General features: G+C 68.6%; 19 protein-coding genes, 2 tRNA genes and 1 pseudogene. 12 read left to right on the top strand and 10 right to left on the bottom strand.

From position 1 onward, the window contains the following. Positions 1-20 precede the first annotated feature (20 nt). Together FHR72_RS15955 and FHR72_RS15950 are read left to right on the top strand one after the other, a co-directional pair. Positions 21-821 (top strand): Fpg/Nei family DNA glycosylase, encoded by an 801-nt coding sequence (locus FHR72_RS15955; protein ID WP_183469735.1) that lies wholly within the window; start codon positions 21-23, stop codon positions 819-821. Between the two features lie 46 nt (positions 822-867). Then, positions 868-2,556 (top strand): cation:proton antiporter, encoded by a 1,689-nt coding sequence (locus FHR72_RS15950; RefSeq protein WP_183469733.1) that lies wholly within the window; start codon positions 868-870, stop codon positions 2,554-2,556. A 25-nt stretch (positions 2,557-2,581) separates the two neighbouring features. Here FHR72_RS15950 and FHR72_RS15945 read toward each other — a convergent pair whose 3' ends face one another. Next, a complete protein-coding gene (locus FHR72_RS15945) occupies positions 2,582-3,391 on the bottom strand; it encodes a DUF1542 domain-containing protein (protein WP_183469731.1) in 810 nt (269 codons plus the stop codon). 132 nt (positions 3,392-3,523) lie between these two features. Between FHR72_RS15945 and FHR72_RS15940 the strand changes: the two are divergent. After that, positions 3,524-3,958: pseudogene (locus tag FHR72_RS15940) on the top strand (DUF4383 domain-containing protein); the annotation flags it as partial. A gap of 117 nt (positions 3,959-4,075) precedes the next feature. On the opposite strand, the gene FHR72_RS15935 reads toward FHR72_RS15940, so the two are convergent. Together FHR72_RS15935 and FHR72_RS15930 are read right to left on the bottom strand one after the other, a co-directional pair. Continuing rightward, positions 4,076-4,882: an MBL fold metallo-hydrolase gene (locus FHR72_RS15935; RefSeq protein WP_183469729.1), complete on the bottom strand. Its 807-nt coding sequence runs from the start codon at positions 4,880-4,882 to the stop codon at positions 4,076-4,078. Position 4,883: 1 nt separating this feature from the next. Then, positions 4,884-5,612, bottom strand: coding sequence for a Crp/Fnr family transcriptional regulator (locus FHR72_RS15930; protein ID WP_183469726.1), 729 nt, complete (start codon positions 5,610-5,612; stop codon positions 4,884-4,886). Between the two features lie 174 nt (positions 5,613-5,786). Between FHR72_RS15930 and FHR72_RS15925 the strand changes: the two genes are divergently transcribed. Next, complete coding sequence (locus FHR72_RS15925; RefSeq protein WP_472670785.1) at positions 5,787-6,356, top strand: MBOE_33420 family protein; 570 nt, start codon at positions 5,787-5,789, stop codon at positions 6,354-6,356. A 57-nt stretch (positions 6,357-6,413) separates the two neighbouring features. Here the strand turns inward: FHR72_RS15925 and FHR72_RS15920 are convergent. Next, positions 6,414-6,487, bottom strand: a tRNA-Gly gene (locus FHR72_RS15920). A gap of 138 nt (positions 6,488-6,625) precedes the next feature. Between FHR72_RS15920 and FHR72_RS15915 the strand changes: the two genes are divergently transcribed. The 4 genes from FHR72_RS15915 (at position 6,626) to FHR72_RS15900 (ending at position 9,625) form a co-directional block, all read left to right on the top strand. Further along, positions 6,626-6,702, top strand: a tRNA-Pro gene (locus FHR72_RS15915). Positions 6,703-6,752: 50 nt separating this feature from the next. Beyond that, positions 6,753-8,231 (top strand): trigger factor, encoded by a 1,479-nt coding sequence (gene tig / locus FHR72_RS15910; protein WP_183469724.1) that lies wholly within the window; start codon positions 6,753-6,755, stop codon positions 8,229-8,231. 54 nt (positions 8,232-8,285) lie between these two features. Next, on the top strand, positions 8,286-8,957 hold the full coding sequence (locus FHR72_RS15905; RefSeq protein WP_311736161.1) for an ATP-dependent Clp protease proteolytic subunit: 672 nt from the start codon (positions 8,286-8,288) through the stop codon (positions 8,955-8,957). Continuing rightward, positions 8,954-9,625, top strand: a complete 672-nt coding sequence (locus tag FHR72_RS15900; protein ID WP_183469720.1) for an ATP-dependent Clp protease proteolytic subunit — start codon at positions 8,954-8,956, stop codon at positions 9,623-9,625. The genes FHR72_RS15905 and FHR72_RS15900 overlap by 4 nt, the downstream gene beginning before the upstream one ends. 3 nt (positions 9,626-9,628) lie before the next feature. On the opposite strand, the gene FHR72_RS15895 is transcribed toward FHR72_RS15900, so the two are convergent. Continuing rightward, on the bottom strand, positions 9,629-10,069 hold the full coding sequence (locus FHR72_RS15895) for a TIGR03618 family F420-dependent PPOX class oxidoreductase (protein ID WP_183469718.1): 441 nt from the start codon (positions 10,067-10,069) through the stop codon (positions 9,629-9,631). Between the two features lie 146 nt (positions 10,070-10,215). On the opposite strand from FHR72_RS15895, the gene FHR72_RS15890 reads away from it, so the two are divergent. Both FHR72_RS15890 and clpX read left to right on the top strand, forming a co-directional pair. Next, positions 10,216-10,491, top strand: coding sequence for a hypothetical protein (locus FHR72_RS15890; protein ID WP_260156068.1), 276 nt, complete (start codon positions 10,216-10,218; stop codon positions 10,489-10,491). Between the two features lie 488 nt (positions 10,492-10,979). Next, the gene (clpX, locus tag FHR72_RS15885; protein ID WP_183469714.1) at positions 10,980-12,260 is read left to right on the top strand and encodes an ATP-dependent Clp protease ATP-binding subunit ClpX; all 1,281 of its coding nucleotides are present in this window, start codon (positions 10,980-10,982) and stop codon (positions 12,258-12,260) included. Positions 12,261-12,471: 211 nt separating this feature from the next. On the opposite strand, the gene FHR72_RS15880 is transcribed toward clpX, so the two are convergent. The 3 genes from FHR72_RS15880 to FHR72_RS15870 form a co-directional block, all read right to left on the bottom strand. After that, on the bottom strand, positions 12,472-13,794 hold the full coding sequence (locus FHR72_RS15880; protein WP_183469712.1) for a glycosyltransferase: 1,323 nt from the start codon (positions 13,792-13,794) through the stop codon (positions 12,472-12,474). A gap of 86 nt (positions 13,795-13,880) precedes the next feature. Further along, the gene (fdhD, locus tag FHR72_RS15875; RefSeq protein ID WP_183469710.1) at positions 13,881-14,705 is read right to left on the bottom strand and encodes a formate dehydrogenase accessory sulfurtransferase FdhD; all 825 of its coding nucleotides are present in this window, start codon (positions 14,703-14,705) and stop codon (positions 13,881-13,883) included. A gap of 179 nt (positions 14,706-14,884) precedes the next feature. Continuing rightward, positions 14,885-15,961, bottom strand: coding sequence for a Vgb family protein (locus FHR72_RS15870; RefSeq protein ID WP_183469708.1), 1,077 nt, complete (start codon positions 15,959-15,961; stop codon positions 14,885-14,887). A gap of 145 nt (positions 15,962-16,106) precedes the next feature. On the opposite strand from FHR72_RS15870, the gene FHR72_RS15865 reads away from it, so the two are divergent. Next, positions 16,107-17,321: a Gfo/Idh/MocA family protein gene (locus tag FHR72_RS15865; RefSeq protein ID WP_311736160.1), complete on the top strand. Its 1,215-nt coding sequence runs from the start codon at positions 16,107-16,109 to the stop codon at positions 17,319-17,321. Here FHR72_RS15865 and FHR72_RS15860 read toward each other — a convergent pair. Continuing rightward, on the bottom strand, positions 17,318-18,355 hold the full coding sequence (locus tag FHR72_RS15860) for a Gfo/Idh/MocA family protein (RefSeq protein WP_183469706.1): 1,038 nt from the start codon (positions 18,353-18,355) through the stop codon (positions 17,318-17,320). The genes FHR72_RS15865 and FHR72_RS15860 overlap by 4 nt on opposite strands. Before the next feature lie 61 nt (positions 18,356-18,416). Between FHR72_RS15860 and FHR72_RS15855 the strand changes: the two genes are divergently transcribed. Next, entirely contained in the window at positions 18,417-19,400 is a 984-nt protein-coding gene (locus FHR72_RS15855) for a Gfo/Idh/MocA family oxidoreductase (protein ID WP_183469704.1), read from the top strand. Here FHR72_RS15855 and FHR72_RS15850 read toward each other — a convergent pair. Further along, positions 19,397-20,245, bottom strand: a complete 849-nt coding sequence (locus tag FHR72_RS15850) for a sugar phosphate isomerase/epimerase family protein (RefSeq protein ID WP_311736159.1) — start codon at positions 20,243-20,245, stop codon at positions 19,397-19,399. The two genes, FHR72_RS15855 and FHR72_RS15850, sit on opposite strands and share 4 nt — an antisense overlap. Positions 20,246-20,436 lie beyond the last annotated feature (191 nt).

Genomic DNA, 20,436 nt, shown 5'->3' with positions numbered 1-20,436 from the left:
GCCTGACGCACACTTGAGGCATGCCCGAAGGTCACACCATCCACCGCCTGGCGCGCCGGCATCAGACCCTCTTCCGCCGCCAGCACGTCGCGGTCAGTAGCCCGCAGGGCCGGTTCATCGACGGCGCCGACGCGGTGAACGGGCGCGTCTTCAGCCGGGCCAGCGCGTGGGGCAAGCACCTCTTCCACCACTACGAGGGCGGCCGCATCGTGCACGTCCACCTCGGGCTGTACGGCAAGTTCTCCGACTTCCCGGTCCAGGACGGCGTCCCCGAACCGGTGGGGCAGGTGCGCATGCGCATCGTCGGGACCGAGAAGGGCACCGACCTGCGCGGCCCCACCGCCTGCGAGGTCGTCGACGAGGCCGAGGTCTCGGCCATCCTCGCGCGCCTGGGCCCCGATCCGCTGCGCAAGGATGCCGACCCGTCGGCGGCGTGGGCGCGAATCAGCAAGTCGCGCCGCGTGATCGGGGCGCTGCTGATGGACCAGACGATCATCGCCGGCATCGGCAACGTCTACCGCAACGAGCTGCTCTACCGCCACCGGATCAACCCCCACCGACCGGGCACCCTTATGGAGGAGAGCGAGTTCGCCGAGGCCTGGACGGACCTGGTGGCGTTGATGAAGGTCGGCGTGCGGCGCGGCAGGATCATCACGATGCGCCCGGAAGACGATCACGGGATGCCGTCCTACGCGCCGCGGCGCCCGCGCACCTACGTCTACCGGCGCGCCACGGACCCGTGCCGCATCTGCGGCACCGCGATCCGCACCGAGGTGCTGGAGGGGCGCAACCTGTTCTGGTGCCCGACCTGTCAGAGCTAAACGCCCCCGCCGGGCGGGCGGCCCGGGCAGCCGGGAGAATTCTCGCGTGGAACTGATCCTGGTAGTCGTCGGCGCCATCGTGGTCACCGCGATGGCGCATCGGCGTGGTCTGGAACCCGCGCTGATCATCGTCGTGGTCGGTATCGCGGTGTCCTTCGTGCCCGGTTTCGAAGCGCCCGAACTGGATTCGCACATCCTGCTGTCGGTGGTCCTGCCCCCGCTGCTGTACTCCGCCGCACTGGACTTCTCGTTTCCGACGTTTCTGCGCAACATCAAACCCATCCTCGGGCTCGGCGTCGGCTTGGTCGTCGTCACCGCGTTCACCGTGGCGGCGGTGTCGTCGTGGTTGGTCGTCGTCCCGTTGACGTTTGCCACCGCGTTGGTGCTGGGTGCGATCGTGGCCCCACCGGATGCCGTCACCGCCGTGGCGGTGGGCCGCAAACTCGGTCTGCCCAAACGCGTCATGTCCATCCTGACCGGCGAGAGCCTGATCAACGACGCCGCCGCGCTGGCCCTGTTCTCCGTCGCCGTCGCCCAGGTCGCGGGCAGCCACACGTTCATCGAGAACCCCCTGCTGCTGTTCACCTACAGCGCGGTGCTCGGGCCGCTGGTGGGCGCCGCGCTCGGGTTCGTGACGCTCTGGATCCGCAGGCGGCTGGCGAACCCCGCGCTGGAAACCGTGCAGGGCCTCATGGTGCCGTTCGCGGCGTTCATCCTGGCCGAGGAGATGCACGCCTCCGGCGTGCTGGCCGTCGTGGTGGCCGGCTTCGTCGTCGGCACGGGCACGGTCGACGCCGGCTATCAGACCCGGCTGCAGGAGCGCTACGTGTGGAACTCGCTGGACGTGCTGCTGGAGGCGTTCGTCTTCGCCTACATCGGCCTGCACCTGCGATTCGTCCTGGAAGATCTGAACCAAGCCCACGAGTCGCTGATGCAGGTGGCGGTGGCCTCGGGCGTCGTGCTGCTCATCGTGCTGGTGATCCGGCCCGTCTCGGTGTTCGCGATGTTCGGCAGGAAGAAGCTCGCCAAGCAGGTGGAGAAGCGGCTGAGCGTGCCCATCCCCGAAGGCGGTGGCCGCGGCGCGCTGGGTGTCCGACGCCGGGACGCCTCGCGGGGCAGTTGGCGGCCCAGGACCGGCAACCGTGCGCTGAGCTGGCAGGAGAACGTCGTCGTGTCCTGGACGGGGATGCGGGGCGTCGTGACGCTGGCGGCCGCGGCGGCCATCCCGGCGACCACGGCGGCTGGTGAGCCGTTCCCCGAACGCGCCACGATCCAGGCGATCGCGTTCGTGGTCAGCGTCGGCACCCTGCTGCTGCAGGGCTGGACGCTGCCCCTGCTGATCCGGCGCCTGAAGGTGTCGGGCGACGTCGATCAGGTCTACGCCTCAGCCGAGACCCGCAAAGCCGAGGATGTGGTGCACGCGGCCGCCGATGAGATCATCGCCGAGTTCCGCGCGCATCCGCCCGCGGGCCTGAACCCGCAGGTCCTCGCCGAGATCCGCGGCATCGTGGCCCGGCATTCACAGGACGCCGACGAGATGCCCGATCCCGAGGCGCACACGCTGCGGGCCGAGGTGTTCGCCCAGCTCTACCGCGACGTGCTGGCCGCCCAGCGGGCGGCGCTGATCGGGGAACGCGACGCCGGACGCATCGACGATGAGGCGGTGCGGGCCATGCTGGAGCGCCTGGACCTGCAGGAGGCGGGGGTTTCGGCCCGGCTGGAGAGCCGCTTCTGAGCGCAGCGGGCTGCCGCCGCACCGGCTAGAAGTCGAAACCGCCGAAGTCGCCGCCCCAGTCCCCGCCGCCGGAATCCCAGCCGCCGCCGGTGTCGCCGCTCCAGTCGCCGCCACCGTCGCCACCCCAGTCGCCGCCACCACCATCCTCGAGCTGGCCCTGGTCGAGTCCGTCCTGGAAGCCGTCGCCGTAGCCGTTCTCGAACGCCTGCGCGTCGTAGCCGACACCGGCCATCCCGGAGAACATCGTGCTGAACAGCAGCGCCGAACCGAGGCCCCACGCCCCGGCCACCAGGGCGGGCTTCCACCACGGTTCGGAGTACCAGCCTGCGGGGACAGGTCGGCCGGCCACCCGCCCGCCCGGGTAATAGTTCGGGGTGCGCTGCGACGGGGAGGGCGACGCCTCGATCTCGCGGCCCTCGAAGGTGACGCGACGGTCCTCGGTCACGGTGCCCGCCGTCCGCTGACCCGACAGTGATTCCAGTTCCGGGCCGGGGTCCATGCCCATCGCGGTGCGGGCGGCGCGCACGTAGTAGAGACCTTCCATCGCGCTCTCCTTGGCGAGCTCGGCCTGGCGCGCCGTGGTGGCCTGGTCGATCTGCGAGGACGCGGCCGTGTACCGCTCGGAGGCGTCCGCGAGTGCCTGCTTGGAGGCGTCGTCGGAGCCGCTCAGCGCGAACACCTGGCCCCCGAGGCGCTCGATGACCCGGCGCGCGTCCGCCTTGGCATCGGCCAGGGATGCCGCGGTGCGCTTGTTCGACGCCTTCGACGACGCGTAGACGGCGAAACCGATCGCCGCGACGACCACCAGGATGAGGACGAGCAGTACGCCATTCATGGCTCACAGCGTACCGACAGAAACTGCACGTCCCCGGAGTCGATTTGCCCAGTTCGGTTTTCGCGCGTGGAGGCCGGGTAGCTCGGTGCGTGACCCAGGTGGGGTCAGAGCAGTATCGAGAAGGGACCGAAGATGACAACACCGGGAAATCGGGTGCGGGCCAAACGTGAACCCGTACAACTCGCCGCGCTCGCGGTCGGAGCGGTGTTCCTCGTGGTGGGTATCGCCGGGTTCATCCCGGGCGTGACCACCAATTACAGCGAGTTGAGCTTCGCCGGTCACCACTCGAGCGCGATGCTGCTGGGCGTGTTCGCCGTGTCGATTCTGCACAACGTCGTGCACCTGCTCTTCGGTGTCGCCGGAATCGCCCTGGCCCGCACGTTCCACACGGCGCGGCTGTACCTCATCGTCGGGGGCGTCATCTACGCGGTGCTGTGGCTCTACGGCCTGGTGATCGACCACGACAGCTCCGCGAATTTCGTGCCGGTCAACACCGCGGACAACTGGCTGCACCTGGCGCTGGCCGTCGGCATGCTCGCCCTGGGTCTGTTGCTCGGACGCAGAACGGGGTCACCGACCCCGCAGTGCGCCGCTGAGTCGCCCGGAAGCGCCGAACGTACGGTTCCTGACGGGTTCTGTTCTCCCGTGGGACCGTACGTTCGGCCGTGCTCAGCAGGGAGTGCTCTACAGGGAGATGGTCTCGCCGCGTTCGATGACCGACACCCGTTCGGCGAGTCCGCGCGCGGCCATTTCTTTGGTGAAATCCTCCAGGGGAGAGGCGAATACGCTGTAGTCGTCGAAATGGATGGGGATGATGCGGGGGAGGTCCAGCAGCTGTGCCGTCTGGGCGCCCTGTCGGCCGTCCATCGTCACGGTCAGCCCGAACGGCAGTCGGTTGCCCGCCGGTAACCGGGTCCCGCCGAGGTGCAGGATCCCGGCGTCGATCGACTGGAACCGCACCGGGATCTCGCTCAACTCGTCGATGTACAGGGTGTCGCCCGAGACGTAGAGGCGGCGCGGAGTCATGTCCGGCGTCGGCTGGAACTCCAGCATGGTGCCCATCACCGGCGGTAGAAAGCGATTGATCGGGGTGGGGGCATGGCGCCCCGGCAGGGCGGTCACGGTCAGCCGTTCCTCGCCCTTGTCCAGCACGAACGTGTTCCACGTGCCCAGGCCGACGGCAGCGTCGAAACCCCTGTGCCGCAACCGCTTCGAGGCGTGGTGGGTGGTCACGATTGGGAGCGAGCGGTCGAGGCTGCGTTGAGCGACCCTGTCCCAGTGGTCACCGTGCATGTGGGAGAGCACGATCGCGTCCAGGTCGGGCAGTTGATCGGGCGACATCGCCGGCGGCCGAAAGCGTTTGGACCACAGACCGTGGCCGAGATAGGCGTGCTGCCCCTGGTGGAGGAAGTTGGGGTCGGTGAGGACGGTGATCCCGTCGCACCGGATCAGGGTGGTCGCGTTTCCGATGAACGTCACGTCTACCTGCATGTCAGCTGCCTGTCTGCCGGGCCGCCGCACCGCCGCCGGCGCGTCGCGCGCCACGCATCCGGGTCGCGAGGGGCTCTGATTCTCTGATGAGGATGCTGTCGGTGCCGAGGCGGATCCAGCCCCGCTCGGTGAAGTCGCAGAGCACCTTGTTGACCGATTCGCGGGAGCTGCCCACCAGGTGCGCGAACTGCTGCTGGGTGAGGTTCATCGGCACACGCATCGCGCCGTCCTCCTGACGGCCGAATCGTTGCGCCAGGCCCAGCAGGTGCTTGGCCACGCGGGCCGCGACGTCGGCGAAGACGGTGTCGGTGATGTTGCCCGACGTCCAGCGGATCCGGCGCGCGAGGATCCTCAACAGGCTCTGCGCGATCTGCGGGTTGGCGAGGGTGAGGTTCATCAGCGACGCCCGCCCCACGGCGAGCGCCACGACGTCGGTCATCGCCGTGGCGCTGGAGCTTCGGGGCCCGGGGTCGAAGACCGACTCCTCGCCGAACACCTCGCCCGGGCCGAGGATGGTGAACAGGCACTCCCTGCCGTCCGGATCGTGACGGCCGACCTTCACCCGGCCGTCCTCGATCAGGTACAGGCGGGCGTCGCCGTCGCCCTCGGCGAAGATCTCGTTTCCCGCCCGCAGTCGCACCAGGTCCACGTCGTCGAGTTCGAGAAGGTCCGGCATGGCGACACCCAGGAGGGCCGCACCTGCGCCCTGTCCGTTGTCGACCGCGCTCATCCGGCCCCCTTCTCGTTTCTGAAAAGCTGCTCGGCCGCGGGCTACCCCGTCGGCGCCCTTTTATCCCTTCCGTTCGCTCCCCGATTCGCAGGGTGGGTGCGGCAGCGCTCGGTGGGGGCGGTCGCCGGAGCCGTTGCCGTTGCCGGAGCCGGGGATCGAACGCGCGAATCGGCGATGGACGGGGCCGACCTGTGGGTTACTGGTCGGGTGCCGAAGAACCGTGCCGAGTCGGTGGGTGCCGCGCTGCTGGCAGCATGCGCGATGCTTGCGGTGACGCCCGTCGCGAACGCCGAGCGCGGCACTCCGCCGCTGCTGTACGGGTACTACGAAGTCTTCGTCGATTTCTCCCGCCAGACGTTCAACGGTCTTCCGACACCGATGCCCGCCAAGACTTTCGTCGTCGAATACACCGCCCGCTGCGACGTCGACGGTTGCGTGGTGAGCATGGACAACTCCGGCGACCTCACCAGGAACCCCGGTGCTCCCGCGGTCTTCGAGTACAGATGGAACGGCGACCGGTGGGAGACGAGTGGCGACTACCCGTACTTCTGTGACCGCGCGAATCCCGACAGCGTCGTCCAGTCGGTGCGCTCGGACTATCTGATCCCGAACCCCGACGGCAGCTTCTCCGGTGAGAGGACCCTGGTCGTCGGGGGAGCCGGTTGCCCCGGTGAGGGACCAGGCACTCATCGGCTGCCGATCGCGGTGACCCCGACCGATCCGCCGCCGCCTGCCCCGCGCTGACCCTGAGACCACGCGAGCCGCCGAACGGGCTGTTCGACGGCTCTGCGATGGTGCCAGTGGAGCGGGCGACGGGAATCGAACCCGCGTAGCTAGTTTGGAAGACTAGGGCTCTACCATTGAGCTACGCCCGCGTGCTGCTGCACTACGTGACAGTACCGGCAGACTGTACCGGCACCGCCCAACTCAAATCCAATTGAAGCTTCGGCGTGGCCAGGCCGTAAGATCGCCGGTGGTCTGATGCTGTGCGCGCAGGCGCGAGCAGCCATGACCGGGGTGTAGCGCAGCTTGGTAGCGCATCCGCTTTGGGAGCGGAAGGCCGCAGGTTCAAATCCTGTCACCCCGACCAGCACGCCCCGAGCACGACCATCCGCAGAGAAGCAATAGAGGAGTACGAACGTGAAGAGCACCGTCGAGAAGTTGAGCCCGACCCGGGTTCGCATCAACGTGGAGGTGCCCTTCACTGAGCTCGAGCCCGACATCGACAAGGCGTTCAAGCAGCTCGCCAAGCAGATCCGGCTGCCCGGCTTCCGTCCCGGCAAGGCGCCCCGCAAGCTGTTGGAGGCCCGCGTCGGCCGCGGCGCCGTGCTCGAGCAGGTCGTCAACGACGCGCTGCCCGCCCGCTACAGCGAGGCCGTGAGCGCCGAATCGCTGCAGCCGATCGGCCAGCCGGAGATCGAGGTCACCAAGCTCGAAGACAACGAGGAATTGGTCTTCACCGCCGAGGTCGACGTCCGTCCCGAGATCGAGCTGCCCGACCTGCAGGCTCTCACCATCACCGTCGACCCGGTCGCGGTCGCCGACGAGGACGTCGCGGCCGAGGTCGAGGCGCTGCAGAAGCGCTTCGGCACCCTGACCGGGGTCGACCGCCCCGCCGAGGACGGCGACTTCGTCTCCATCGACCTGTCGGCCACCGTCGACGGCGAGGACGTCCCGGAGGCCAAGACCGAGGGCCTGTCCCACGAGATCGGTTCGGGGCAGCTCATCGAGGGCCTCGACGAGGCGATCATCGGCCTCAAGGAAGACGAGTCGAAGACCTTCACCACGACGCTGGTCGCCGGCGAGCACGCCGGCCGGGAGGCCGAGGTGACCGTCACGGTCAAGTCGGTGAAGGTGCGTGAGCTTCCCGAGCTTGACGACGAATTCGCCCAGCTGGCAAGCGAATTCGACACCATCGACGAGCTGCGCGCCGACCTGCGGGAGAAGGTCACCCGCGTCAAGACCGTTCAGCAGGCCGAGGCGATCCGCGACAAGGCTATCGAGGTGCTGCTGGAGCAGACCGAGATCCCGCTGCCCGAGGCGGTCGTGCAGGCCCAGGTCGACGACACGCTGCACAACGCGATCCACGGCCTCGACCACGACGAGGACCGGTTCGCCGAGACGCTCAAGGAGCAGGGCAGCAGCCGCGAAGAGTTCGACACCGACAACCGCACCAACGCCGAGAAGGCGATCAAGACCCAGCTGCTGATGGACGCGATCGCCGACAAGCTCGACATCCAGGTCGGCCAGAACGACCTCACCGAACGTCTGGTGCTGATGTCGCGTCAGTACGGCCTCGAGCCGCAGCAGCTGCTGCAGATGCTGCAGCAGAACAACCAGCTGCCCGCGATGTTCGCCGACGTCCGCCGCGGCCTGACCGTCGCCGCGGTCGTCCACGGTGCGACGGTCAAGGACACCGACGGCACCGAGATCGACACCACCGAATTCTTCGGGCCCTCGGGTGAGGCCGCCGCGGCTGCCGCCAGCGGTGACGGCGACGACACCGCCGCCGTCGAGGGCGGTGACGACACCGCCGACGACACCGCCGACGCCGTCGAGGACGGTGCGGACGCCGACAACGACATCGAAGCAAGCGCCGGGGACGACGACGCGAAGTGATGCTCTGAGCGAACGCGCGCCGTCTGGGGACTCCCCGGCGGCGCGGGTTCGTTAGTGTCATTCGTAAGACCGGTCACCGCGTCGGAAGTACACAAAGAAAGCAGGTATCCAGTCGTGACTGACATGCGTGGCGCCTCTTCGGGCCTCAACCTTGTCGACTCGGTGTATGAGCGGTTGCTGGCCGAGCGGATCATCTTCCTGGGCTCCCAGGTCGACGATGACATCGCCAATCGGCTGTGCGCCCAGATCCTGCTGCTGTCGGCCGAGGATCCGACCAAGGACATCCACCTCTACATCAACTCGCCCGGTGGCTCCATCAGCGCCGGCATGGCGATCTACGACACGATGGTCCTCGCGCCGTGCGACGTGGCCACCTACGCCATGGGCATGGCCGCCTCGATGGGCGAGTTCCTGCTCGCCGCGGGCACCAAGGGCAAGCGGTACGCGCTGCCCCACGCCCGCATCCTGATGCATCAGCCGCTCGGTGGCATCACCGGCGGCGCGGCCGACATCGCGATCCAGGCCGAGCAGTTCGCCAGCATCAAGAAGGAGATGTTCCGCCTCAACGCGGAGTTCACGGGGCAGTCCATCGAGCGCATCGAAGCCGACTCCGACCGCGACCGCTGGTTCACGGCCCAGGAAGCACTCGAATACGGCTTCGTCGACCACATCATCACCAGCGCCAGCCTCAACGGCGAAGGACCAGGAGCAGGACTCGACAAATGACCGACAACATCCATTCGGCTATCCACCCGTCGCTGGATCCCCGCGTGCAGCCGCAGGCCCGCTACATCCTGCCGTCGTTCATCGAGCATTCGAGCTTCGGCGTCAAGGAATCGAACCCGTACAACAAGCTGTTCGAGGAACGCATCATCTTCCTCGGGGTGCAGGTCGACGACGCGTCGGCCAACGACATCATGGCGCAGCTGCTGGTGCTGGAGTCGCTCGATCCCGACCGCGACATCACGATGTACATCAACTCGCCCGGTGGTTCGTTCACCAGCCTGATGGCGATCTACGACACGATGCAGTACGTGCGTGCCGACATCCAGACGGTGTGCCTCGGTCAGGCCGCGTCGGCCGCGGCGGTGCTGCTGGCTGCCGGTACCCCCGGTAAGCGTCTGGCCCTGCCCAACGCCCGCGTCCTGATCCACCAGCCCGCCCTCGGTGGGGTGATCCAGGGTCAGTTCTCCGACCTGGAGATCCAGGCCGCCGAGATCGAGCGCATGCGCACGCTGATGGAGGAGACCCTGTCGCGCCACACCGGCAAGCCGGCCGACGTGATCCGCAAGGACACCGATCGCGACAAGATCCTGACCGCCGAGGCGGCCAAGGACTACGGCATCATCGACACGGTGCTGGAGTACCGGAAGCTGTCCGCCCAGAAGGGCTGATCGTCAGCCGTTGCTGTAGATCCTCGTCGGGTCGATCAGCACGGCGGTGCGGCGCTGTTCGCGCATCGTGCGATCGAACTCGTCCCAGTCGTCGTGGGTGCCGCCCGCTGCGGTGAAGATGTCCCGAAGCAGCGGGGCCAATGTCCCGGCGTCGAGCCACGGCTGCGGGTCGTCGGGGCCGGCGAGTTCGGCGCGCCCTTCCACGGTGGCCCACTGCCAGCCCTTGCGGAACGTGGCGGTGATCTGCGGGCGGGCTCGCAGGTTCGCCAGCTTCACCCGGCCGTAGGTGACGAATCCGAGCACCGATCGACCGGTGGACGGGTGCGCCAGCGGGCCGGCGTTGATCAGCGTGGACTGGATGGTGTGGTCGGCGCGCAGCGTGGACACCACCGCCAGCCCGTTGTCGGCCTCGGCGAGCGCGAAGGCCTCCTGCAGCGTGTTCATGTCCGCAGACTACGACTGCGGTCCTTCCGCGACCGGTGACGGCGCACGCGTCCGCGATTACGGCGAAACGGCGCCGCCGCCGCGGCGAAAGTGCCACTCTGATATCGACGCAGTCGTCAGTTTCGGCGGGAGGTCGGGCCATGAAGATGCGCAGAGCTGCGGTGGCGGCGTGGGTGGCCGCAGGGGCCGTGCTCACGGGAGTCGCACCGGCCGTCGCACAGGCACAGGAGCCGGTCTGTCCGGCGGGAACCTACTGGGACGCCGCGACCGCCACATGTGTGGCCGTGACCGTCTACGTCAACCCGCCCAACCCGGTCGTCGGCCCCGCCGGCCCGGTGGGGGTTGGGGGCGTCGTCGGCCCGGTGGGCCCCGGACCGGTCGGTCCTGGCCCGGCGGGCCCCGGTCCGCTCGGACCGCGCTGACACCGGGGCCGCCGATGCGCGGGTTCCGCGCACAGCAGAACGGCGGCGAACAGATGTCCAGCAACCATGTCCTGGCGGGCTTGCCGCGGCCGTGGCCTGTCGGCACGCTGTCTTCGGTCGCGGGAGCGCCGCGGGTGACCAGCGCGGAAGCGGTACAGGTGGCGGTGGGAGCGTCCCGTGGCCCCGGCTGCGGGGTTTGGCATGCGCCCCACTCGGATACCCGCCGGTTACGTTCCGGCCGGACAGGTACTCTCGGTCGGGTAACAGCGGCGACACGCCAGAGACACGGTGGGCGCTCCGTGGCCATCCGCGGCGGTTCAGGCGATATGTTGACGCGACTACAGGTAAATACCAGCGGCGCTATTCGGCTTTATCGGTCGCACGGCAACGGAAACAGCGGGTAGCGTCGGGACTACGTATTTCGCAGTCCCGGTGGGCGCCACCGGACGAACGACATCGACGGCGACAGGAAGTGGGACACCAGCACCATGGCACGCATTGGAGACGGCGGTGACCTGCTGAAGTGCTCGTTCTGCGGAAAGAGCCAGAAGCAGGTGAAGAAGCTCATAGCGGGACCGGGCGTCTACATCTGCGACGAGTGCATCGACCTGTGCAACGAGATCATCGAGGAGGAACTCGCCGACGCTGACGACGTCAAGCTCGACGAACTCCCCAAGCCCGCCGAGATCCGTGACTTCCTCGAGGGCTATGTCATCGGCCAGGACACCGCCAAGCGCACCCTCGCGGTGGCGGTCTACAACCACTACAAGCGCATCCAGGCCGGGGAGAAGAGCCGCGACTCGCGCTCTGAGCCGGTCGAGTTAGCCAAGTCCAACATCCTGATGCTCGGTCCGACCGGCTGCGGCAAGACCTACCTCGCCCAGACGCTGGCCAAGATGCTCAACGTCCCGTTCGCGATCGCGGACGCGACCGCACTCACCGAAGCCGGGTACGTCGGCGAGGACGTCGAGAACATCCTGCTCAAGCTGATCCAGGCTGCCGACTACGACGTCAAGCGCGCCGAGACCGGCATCATCTACATCGACGAGGTCGACAAGATCGCCCGCAAGAGCGAGAACCCGTCGATCACGCGCGACGTGTCGGGCGAGGGTGTGCAGCAGGCGCTGCTGAAGATCCTGGAGGGCACGCAGGCCTCGGTTCCGCCGCAGGGCGGCCGCAAGCACCCGCATCAGGAGTTCATCCAGATCGACACGACGAACGTGCTGTTCATCGTGGCCGGTGCGTTCGCCGGGCTGGAGAAGATCGTCTCCGACCGCGTCGGCAAGCGTGGTCTGGGCTTCGGCGCCGAGGTGCACTCGAAGGCCGAGATCGACACCCAGGACCACTTCGCCGAGGTCATGCCGGAGGACCTGATCAAGTTCGGTCTGATCCCGGAGTTCATCGGCCGCCTGCCGGTCGTCGCCTCGGTGACCAACCTGGACAAGGAATCGCTCGTGCAGATCCTGTCCCAGCCGAAGAACGCTCTGGTCAAGCAGTACACCCGCCTGTTCGAGATGGACGGTGTGGAGCTGGAGTTCGCCGAGGACGCGCTGGAGGCCATCGCCGATCAGGCCATCCACCGCGGCACCGGAGCTCGCGGCCTGCGCGCCATCATGGAGGAAGTCCTGCTGCCGGTGATGTACGACATCCCGAGCCGCGACGACGTCGCCAAGGTGGTCGTCACCAAGGAGACCGTCGACGACAACGTGCTTCCGACGATCGTGCCGCGCAAGCCGTCGCGCACCGAACGGCGCGACAAGAGCGCCTAGATCTCACTCAGCGAGAGCGCATCGACACGAGTCGGTGCGCTCTCGCTGTTTGTGTGCGACGGCGTGGGGACGTGCGGCGTCGCAGACGGCGCCGGCCAGCCCCCACAGCAGGAGTGCGGCAACGGCGAGGAGCTCGGGTTCACGGGTGGCCGGCCGCCCGGGTGTCGGTCCGCGTCGCGCGGCCCGGGCAGGTAGGGGTCGACGCAGGGGTTCACGGCGCTGCACCGACACTCTGGGGGCGCGGCGTGTGCTCGCCGATGACCTCGTCGACCACCGCGGCGATCTCGGCGATACTGTCGCGCGTGGCATAGGCGCGCTGTAGCTGGCGGGCGTTGGTCCGGTACGTCGGGTCGTCGAGCACCTGGCGTACGCCGAGGCGCACCTGGTCGGGCGCCGGGGTGCCGGTCTTGAGATCGACCCCCGCGCCGAAATACTGGACGCGGGCTGCCACCTCGGGTTTGTCCTCGGTCTGCCCGGCCACGACCAGCGGCACCCCCTCGGTGAGTGCGCGTTGCACCGCCCCGTATCCGCCGTTGGTCACCATCACGTCCACCAGGGGCAGCAGGACGTCGTGCGGGATGAACTCGGCGACATAGGTGTTGGGCGGCAACGGGATCCCGATCTGCGACACGGGTCGCCCGCCGGTCGTCACCACGAGCGTGACGTCCTCGTCGGCCAGTGCTTCGATGGTCGGTTCGATGAGCCGCGTCAGATCGGCGTTGTCGACGGTGCCCTGCGTGACGTGCACGATCGGACGGTCCCCGCTCAGCTCCGGCCACCAGGAGGGCGCGACGAAGTCGTCGCTGGGCATCGGGTTCACGGCTCCGACGAAGCGGATGTGGGCGGGCAGATCGCTGCGGTGGTATTCGAACTCGGGGATGGTCGGGACGATCACCTGGTCGGCCAGCGCCGCGCAGTCCAGGACGAAGACCGGAAGCCGGGGCAGGCCCAACGCCCTGAGCATGCGGTCGGCGGCGCGCTGCGACGGCCGTAGCAGCACGCTCTGCGTGAGCAGTGTCAGCAGCCGGTTCCGGAGGCGACCGATCGGTCCCGGCATGGGCGCGATCCCCGGCCCACCCGGCGCGGTGTCCCGGCTGCTCAGGAACAGCGGGGTCGTCGAGTAGGACAGGATCGGGGGCCGCGGCGCGGTGCCGTCCAACAGCAGAGGCAACGTGCCGAGGAAGAACGCGTCGGTGATGACTGCGTCGAAGTGGTTGTCGGACAACAGTTCCTGCAGGGCACTGAACTGGTGGGGCAGCGGGTGGACGAAGACGTGTTCGACGTCGAAGTTGATCCGGGGGATGCCCGAGGTCTCGGCGCGCCCCGGCAGGTCGGCGTCCAACGTCGCGTCGTCGTAGTCCGCTCCGTAGGGCAGGCGCCGGGGTTCGGCGCCGACGGCCCGGATCTTGTCGGCGTGGCGCGCGCTGGTGAGCACCGTGACGCGATCACCCCGCGCGACGAGCCCTCGCGCGACGTTCAGCAGCGGCGAGATGTGGCCCAGGGGAGGGCAGGACGCGATGAGGATCTCTGGCATGGAGTCGATGCTCGCCGGTCGGCAGCGGGCACGCTTGAAGGTTCGGTGGAGACTGTGTGGAGATTGCCGGGAGGCCGGCGCCGGCGCTAGTTCCGCACCCGGTCGGGCCGGGTGTAGACGTTCATGGAGTCCCCGCGCAGGAAGGCCACCAGCGTCAGGCCGGACTGGCCGGCCAGATCGACCGCCAGCGACGACGGCGCGGACACGGCGGCGAGCACCGGGATGCCCGCCATCACGGCTTTCTGCGTGAGCTCGAACGACGCGCGCCCGCTGACCAGCAGCACGGTGCCGCCGAGTGGGATCCGGCGCTGTTCGAGGGCCCACCCGACGACCTTGTCGACGGCGTTGTGCCTGCCGATGTCCTCCCGCACGGCCAGGACGGCGCCGGCCGTGGTGAACAGCGCGGCGCCGTGCAGTCCGCCGGTCGCGGCGAACACCTTCTGCCGACCGCGAAGCTTCTCTGGCAGCGCGGAGAGCGTCTCGGCGGTCACGGTCGACGGATCGTCACCCGGGCCGTGTCTGCTGATCAGGCGCACCGCGTCCAGGGAGGCTTTGCCGCACACACCGCACGACGACGTCGTATAGAAATTGCGCGTGGGATCGACGTCGGGCGGCGGAACGTCGGACGCGAGGGTCACGTCGAGGACGTTGTAGGTGTTGACCCCGTCCTCGGTGGCCCCGCGGCAGTACCGCACGGACACGATGTCCTCGCGGCTGCCGATGATCCCCTCGGTGAGCAGAAAACCCTGTGCCAGTTCGACATCCGAGCCGGGGGTACGCATCGTGACGGTGAGCGGGGCGCCGTTGACGCGAATCTCCAGCGGTTCCTCGACGACCAGCGTGTCGGGCCTGGCGACCGCGTCCTCGGCGGTGACGTGGTGAACCCTGCGGCGCGCCGTCACCCGCCCCACTACGAGACCCGCCCGTCGCGCCGCCGGGCCGCGCGGGATCGTTGGGGTCGGTGGTGCGCACGCATGCCGTCCAGCCTAGGCCCGCTCCCGGACCTGCACCGCGAGCGCGCGTGTCTGCACGCCGCCGCGCCGGGTTTACCGTGCATTTGCGCGCGCTCGCGCCGCAGCGAACGCGCGTCTCATCCCGGCTCGACGATCTGGACGACGCCGGCGGTCACACCGGCGATGAACAAGCGGCCGGTATTCGGATCCACGGCGACGGTGTAGGGGTTCTGCACCGTCGGTATCCGCGCGACCTCGCGCGGAGTCGGGTCGGTCATGTCGTAGCCGACGACCTCGTTGGTCCCAGAGGAGGCCACCCACAGCCTGTCGCGGACTCCGTCGTAGGTGATGCCGTACGGCGCTCCCGGCTGCGCGATCTCGGCGAGTTGCTTCGGTTCGGTGTCGAACACCCGCACGGCGTCCCCGCGTGTGTCGGCGGCGATCATCCGGCCGTGCTTGTCGGCGACCAGATGCGTGGGTCCCTCGCCCGCCGGGGTCGACCCCACGATCGTCAGGTTCGTGACGTCGTAGATCGTCAGGTCGTTCTTTCGGACGTCGAGCAGGCCGACACGATCGCCGACGGGGGTGAGCCCGGCCGGTTGCACGCTGTCGGAGAACACCTTGACGATCTCGTCCCCGCGCAGCACGGTGACCGTGCCGCCGAGCTCGTTGGCGACGAAGACGGTGCCGTCGGGTGCCTGAGTGGCGTCGTGCGGCACCGTCCCGGTGATCACCTGAGGTCGTGCCTGTCCGCCGGGCAGGTCGACACGCACCAGCGCGTTCGCGCTCTCCACGGGTACCAGCACCGGGCCGCCGGGCTGCGCGAGTTGCAGGTGGCGCACGGCGCCGGGAAGCGCGGTGCGCGTTCGGATCTCGCCGGTGTCGGCATCGAGGAGCACGAGCTGGTTGGGGTTGCGGGTGGCGACGGCGACGGTCCGGGTCACGGGGTCGACCACGATGCCCTCGGGGGCGGACCCGACCGCGACCTGGCGGCCCGGTGCAGGCTGTGTCGGTGCACCTGCCTGCGCAGGTTCCGCGGGTGGGGGAAGGTTGTCGGCGGGCGGTCGGCTGCCTTCGGTCGGGACGCCGGAGGGGACCAATCCCGTTGTCGTGGCGGGCCCTTCGGAGGCCGGCGTCGACGCCTCCTCTGCGGCGTCGGTGCCGCAGGCGGTGAGCATGCACGCTGTGACACCGACCCACAGCAACCTTCTCATCGCTGCCGGATACCCGAGGCGGCCCGCGAGAATCTTACGTTCCGGCTCAACCGGCTTCCGGTGACAGTTGGTGCAGTTCAGAGCTTTTGTCCTGACGTAAGGACAATAGTGGACGGGTGATCTGTGCCGAAGCTACACTCCCGCCGTGAGCATCGACACCGCCGCGTCTTCCCGCCCTTCCGAACGGCACCGGAGTGTCCCCGTCGGAATCATCGGGTTCGGCTGGATGGGCCGGGTGCACGCGCAGGCGTACCTGCGGGTGCGCCACCATTACCCCGATCTCGTGCAGTTCCCGGCACTCGTCGCGATCGCCGACGAGGCTCCCGGCCGCGCGCAGGACGCCGCACGGCAATTCGGTGCCGAGCGTGCCCTCACCGATTGGAGGGCGCTTCTCGACGACCCCGAGCTGCGGGCGGTGAGCGTCACCGCGCCGAACTTCCTGCACCGCGAGATCGGCGTCGCCGTCGCGGAATCCGGGAAGCACCTGTGGATCGAGAAGCCCGTCGGGCTCACTGCCGCCGATGCCCTGGACGTCGCGCTGGCAGCCGACACCCAGGGCGTCCGCACCGCCGTCGGCTTCAACTACCGCAACGCCCCCGCCGTCGCGGCGGCGCGAGAACTCCTCGCGCGAGGCGAACTCGGCGACATCACCCATGCGCGCTTCTACTTCCTCAGCGACTACGCCGCGCATCCGGACGGGGCGCTGAGCTGGCGATATCAACAGGCACGCGGAGGCAACGGAGTCCTCGGCGATCTGGCCTCGCACGCAGTGGATCTCGTGCACCACCTGCTTGGCCCCGTCGATGCCGTCGTCGCCGACACAGCCGTCTTCATCCCGCAGCGGCCGCTGCCCACGGGCGCGACGAGCGGGCACGAACTGGCCGCCGGGGGAGCCCGCGGCCTGGTGGAGAACGAGGACTACGTGATCGCTCAGATGCGGATGGCGTCGGGGGCGCGCTGCTCGGTCGAGGCCAGCCGGGTCGCCGTGGGTGAGCAGAACGCGTACGGCTTCGAGATCCACGGCACGGCGGGTGTCGTGGGGTGGGACTTCCGCCGGATCGGGGAGCTGCGCGTCGGCGTGGGCGCGCAGTATCAGGACCAGCCGGTGACGACGCGTTTCGTCGGGCCCGGCGACGGCGAGTACGGCGCGTTCCAGCCTGGCTCGGCGATCGCCCTCGGCTATGACGACCTCAAAGTCATCGAGGCGCAGCGCTTTCTGGCATCGATCGCATCCGGAGAGCCTGCCGGGGCGACGATCTGGGATGCGGTCGCCGCGGCGCGCGTGATCGAGGCGATCGGTGAGTCCGTACGCACCGGGTCCTGGGTCCGTCCTGAGGCCTCGGGGCCGACCGCCCCCTAGTAGGTGATGCCGAGCTGGCGGCGGATTTCGTCGGCGACCTCGAGTGTCCTGATCGCGTACCGCAGCGGGTGGATCTCGGATTCGACACCGCCCCCGGCGATCACGCGTGCGGCGTCGGTCGCCGCGAAGTGCAGGCCGTCTGCCTGTACGCCCGGCTTCTCGTCGTACCGCAGGACGTGCCCGGGATGGGTCGGGTGTCCCTGGTGGCGCGTCACGGTGAAGGGGCCTGGCATGAAGAAGGGGCCGTCGATGTGCACGGTGGCGTCGCGGCCGGCGATGACCGCCGAGGTGGGCGTGTCGGCAAGCATGGTCGTGTGCAGAGACGCCTGATTGCCGGCGGTGTCGGTCAGGATCGCCGAAATCTGGCCGTTGAGGCCTGGAATTGCGTCCTGGCCGTGCGCCGCAACCGAGATGAAGGATCCGAACACCATGTGCGCCAGGGCGATCGGATAGGTGCCGAGGTCGAGCAGTGGGCCGCCGGCCAATCCGGCGTCGTAGATCCGGTGGTCCGGGGTGAAGAATTCGCCGTGGTCGGCGATGACTGAATGCACCTCACCGAGTGCGCCGTCGTCGAGGAGTTGGCGGAGCACGTCGAACTTGGGCAGAAACTTGGTCCACATCGCCTCGCCGGCGAAACGGTCGGCCCGGCGCGCGGCGTCCGCGATGGCCCATGCGCCGGCGGAATCGACCGCCAGCGGCTTCTCGACCAGGACGTGCTTACCGGCGTCCAGCGCCTCGATCGCGTTGTCGCGGTGGCTGGGATGCGTTGTCGCGATGTAGACGATGTCGATGCCGGGGTCGTCGAGCAATTCCCGGTAGCTGCCGTAGGCCGCGGGCAGTGACCATGCCGAGGCGAAGGCGGCGGCGCGTGTCAGATCGCGCGAAGCCACCGCCACCACCTGCTGAGTCGTGTTGTTCTGCAACGCCTCGACGAAACGGTGGGCAATCCAGCCGGGCCCGACGATGCCCCAGCGCAGCGTGGGTGCTTCGCGCGGATCCGGGGTGCGGGGGGACGGGAGTGCGGTGACGGCCATGGCGGCAGCCTATCGGTCTGCGGCTGCATTTGTTAAGACAACAGCATGTAATACTCAAGGTATGAGTGTGCGGGTGGGAGTGGTCGGCGTCGGGGTGATGGGGGCAGATCACGCCCGCACCATCGCCCGCGTGGTCTCGGGCGGTGAGCTGGTCGCGGTCGCGGATTTCGACTCGTCGGTGGCGGCTGCCGTGGCCGCCGAGATGGATGCACGGGTGTGCGCCGACGGGGCGGCGTTGATCGCCGATGAGGATGTCGATGCCGTGGTCATCGCCACCCGCGACGACACCCATACCGATCTGGTGTTGGCCGCGCTAGCGGCGGGCAAACCGGTGATGTGCGAAAAGCCCTTGGCACCAACGGCAGAGGACTGCCGACGGGTGATCTCCGCGCAGGGGGCCCTGGCGGCACCGGTGGACCTTGTGACCGTCGGCTTCATGCGCAGATTCGATCCGTCCTACGTCACGCTTCGTGACCGTGTGCTCAGCGGTGACCTGGGTGCGCCGCTGATGGCACATTGCGTGAGCCGCACCGTGGCCACCTCGCCGGGTGGGGATTCGGCGTCGTCGGTCACCAACTCCGCCATTCACGAACTCGACATCGTGCCGTGGCTGCTCAACTCGCCGATCGTCGAGGTCAGCTGGCAGCGGGGTCGGTCATCTGTGAACTCGGGCACCCGCCAGGATCCTCAGCTGTACCTGCTCCGTACCGCGTCGGATGTCCTGGTCACCGTCGAGTTGTTCCTCAACGCCCGGTACGGCTACGACACCCGCTGCGAGGTGGTCATGGAGACGGGGACCTCCGCCCTCACGTTGCCCACGCACGTCGTCACCGATGCCGAACGCCGACGGGCCGTCGACTATCCCGCCGACTGGATCCTGCGCTACCGCGATGCCTACCGCATCGAGCTCCAGGAGTGGGTCGACTCCCTCGTCGAGAAGAGGCCGTCCACCCTGGCGACGGCTCACGACGGACTCAGAGCAGCGCGTGTCGCCGACGCCCTCGTCGAATCGATGCATTCTGCGGGTGGCTGGGTCGCGGTCTAGAGCACCGTCTGGGCGGTGTCGGCGGCCAGCGCCAGTGCTTCCTGCACCGGGAGTTCGCGGAACGTCGAGGACAGGATCTCCACGCCCCACGGACCGTCGAAGCCCTTGTCCCGCAACAACTGCACCAACCCGGCCAGGTCGAACGACCCTTCGCCGCAGAGCAGCCGGCGTTCGACCGTGTCGTCGAAGAGTGTGCCCGCAACCTCCGGCGCCGCGTCGTCGAGCTCGACACCGAAGATGATGTCACCGGGCAGAGTCGCACGCAGTTCGGACAGTGAGGTGCCGGCCCGGAAGACATGCCAGGCGTCGATCACCAGGCCCACGGCGGGATGCCCTGTCGCTGCGGCAAGTTCGGCACCCCTCGGCACCGAATCGACGCGTGAGAATGGCATGGGCTCGAGGGCGATACGGGTGCCCAGGCGGGCAGCATCGTCGCCGAGTTCCCGCAGCGGAGCGACGAGTGGACGCAGATCCGCAGCGGGGGCGCCGTTTTCAGAGCCGATCTTGACGAACGCCGGTTTCAGGACCCTGGCCGCGTCGAGCAGGAGGTCCCGAACATCGAAGGTGTGACCCGGTGCGCCGCGGGGGACCCACCACCGTTCGATCAGTTCGATCTCGATGTGCGTCAACCCGAGGTCGGCGGCGAGGTCGCGCAACGCTGCGAATCCGATGGAATCCCGCACTGCCAGCAGGTCGTCGGCGATGAGACCGAACCCCGCGTAGCCCGCCTCGGCGATCGCGCGCACGCGCTCGGTGATCGGGACCGGGCTTGTTGCGGGGCAGGCCATCGGTGAGGTGTTGCCTGCACTCGTCCATGCCGTCGCGATCAACTGCGGTAGTTTCACGTCGCTCCCTGAGCGCGAGCGCGCGCATCTGCCCAGTCGGACACGGTGTGTCGCTGTGCAGACACGCGCGCTCGCGGTGCCGGCCCGTTCGGCGTCTAGGTGTTTTCGGGGAAGCCGAGGTTGATGCCGCCGTGGCTGGGGTCGAGCCAGCGGGTGGTGATGGCTTTTTGGCGGGTGAAGAAGTGGACGCC

It is taken from the genome of Mycolicibacterium iranicum, assembly GCF_014190915.1.
GTDB classification, from domain to species: domain Bacteria; phylum Actinomycetota; class Actinomycetes; order Mycobacteriales; family Mycobacteriaceae; genus Mycobacterium; species Mycobacterium iranicum_B.
The sequence above is the reverse complement of the archived record's forward strand: the minus strand, read 5'-3'. Positions and strand labels throughout refer to the sequence as shown.

What these genes read in the sequence shown, in the direction of transcription:
- FHR72_RS15955 (WP_183469735.1), top strand. Translation starts at nt 21, where the DNA reads ATGCCCGAAGGTCACACCATCCACCGCCTGGCGCGCCGGCATCAGACC.
- FHR72_RS15855 (WP_183469704.1), top strand. Translation starts at nt 18,417, where the DNA reads ATGAGTGTGCGGGTGGGAGTGGTCGGCGTCGGGGTGATGGGGGCAGAT.
- FHR72_RS15900 (WP_183469720.1), top strand. Translation starts at nt 8,954, where the DNA reads ATGACCGACAACATCCATTCGGCTATCCACCCGTCGCTGGATCCCCGC.
- FHR72_RS15935 (WP_183469729.1), bottom strand. Translation starts at nt 4,882, where the DNA reads ATGCAGGTAGACGTGACGTTCATCGGAAACGCGACCACCCTGATCCGG.
- FHR72_RS15925 (WP_472670785.1), top strand. Translation starts at nt 5,787, where the DNA reads ATGGACGGGGCCGACCTGTGGGTTACTGGTCGGGTGCCGAAGAACCGT.
- FHR72_RS15930 (WP_183469726.1), bottom strand. Translation starts at nt 5,612, where the DNA reads ATGAGCGCGGTCGACAACGGACAGGGCGCAGGTGCGGCCCTCCTGGGT.
- FHR72_RS15945 (WP_183469731.1), bottom strand. Translation starts at nt 3,391, where the DNA reads ATGAATGGCGTACTGCTCGTCCTCATCCTGGTGGTCGTCGCGGCGATC.
- FHR72_RS15870 (WP_183469708.1), bottom strand. Translation starts at nt 15,961, where the DNA reads ATGAGAAGGTTGCTGTGGGTCGGTGTCACAGCGTGCATGCTCACCGCC.
- clpX (WP_183469714.1), top strand. Translation starts at nt 10,980, where the DNA reads ATGGCACGCATTGGAGACGGCGGTGACCTGCTGAAGTGCTCGTTCTGC.
- FHR72_RS15890 (WP_260156068.1), top strand. Translation starts at nt 10,216, where the DNA reads ATGCGCAGAGCTGCGGTGGCGGCGTGGGTGGCCGCAGGGGCCGTGCTC.
- FHR72_RS15880 (WP_183469712.1), bottom strand. Translation starts at nt 13,794, where the DNA reads ATGCCAGAGATCCTCATCGCGTCCTGCCCTCCCCTGGGCCACATCTCG.
- FHR72_RS15895 (WP_183469718.1), bottom strand. Translation starts at nt 10,069, where the DNA reads ATGAACACGCTGCAGGAGGCCTTCGCGCTCGCCGAGGCCGACAACGGG.
- FHR72_RS15860 (WP_183469706.1), bottom strand. Translation starts at nt 18,355, where the DNA reads ATGGCCGTCACCGCACTCCCGTCCCCCCGCACCCCGGATCCGCGCGAA.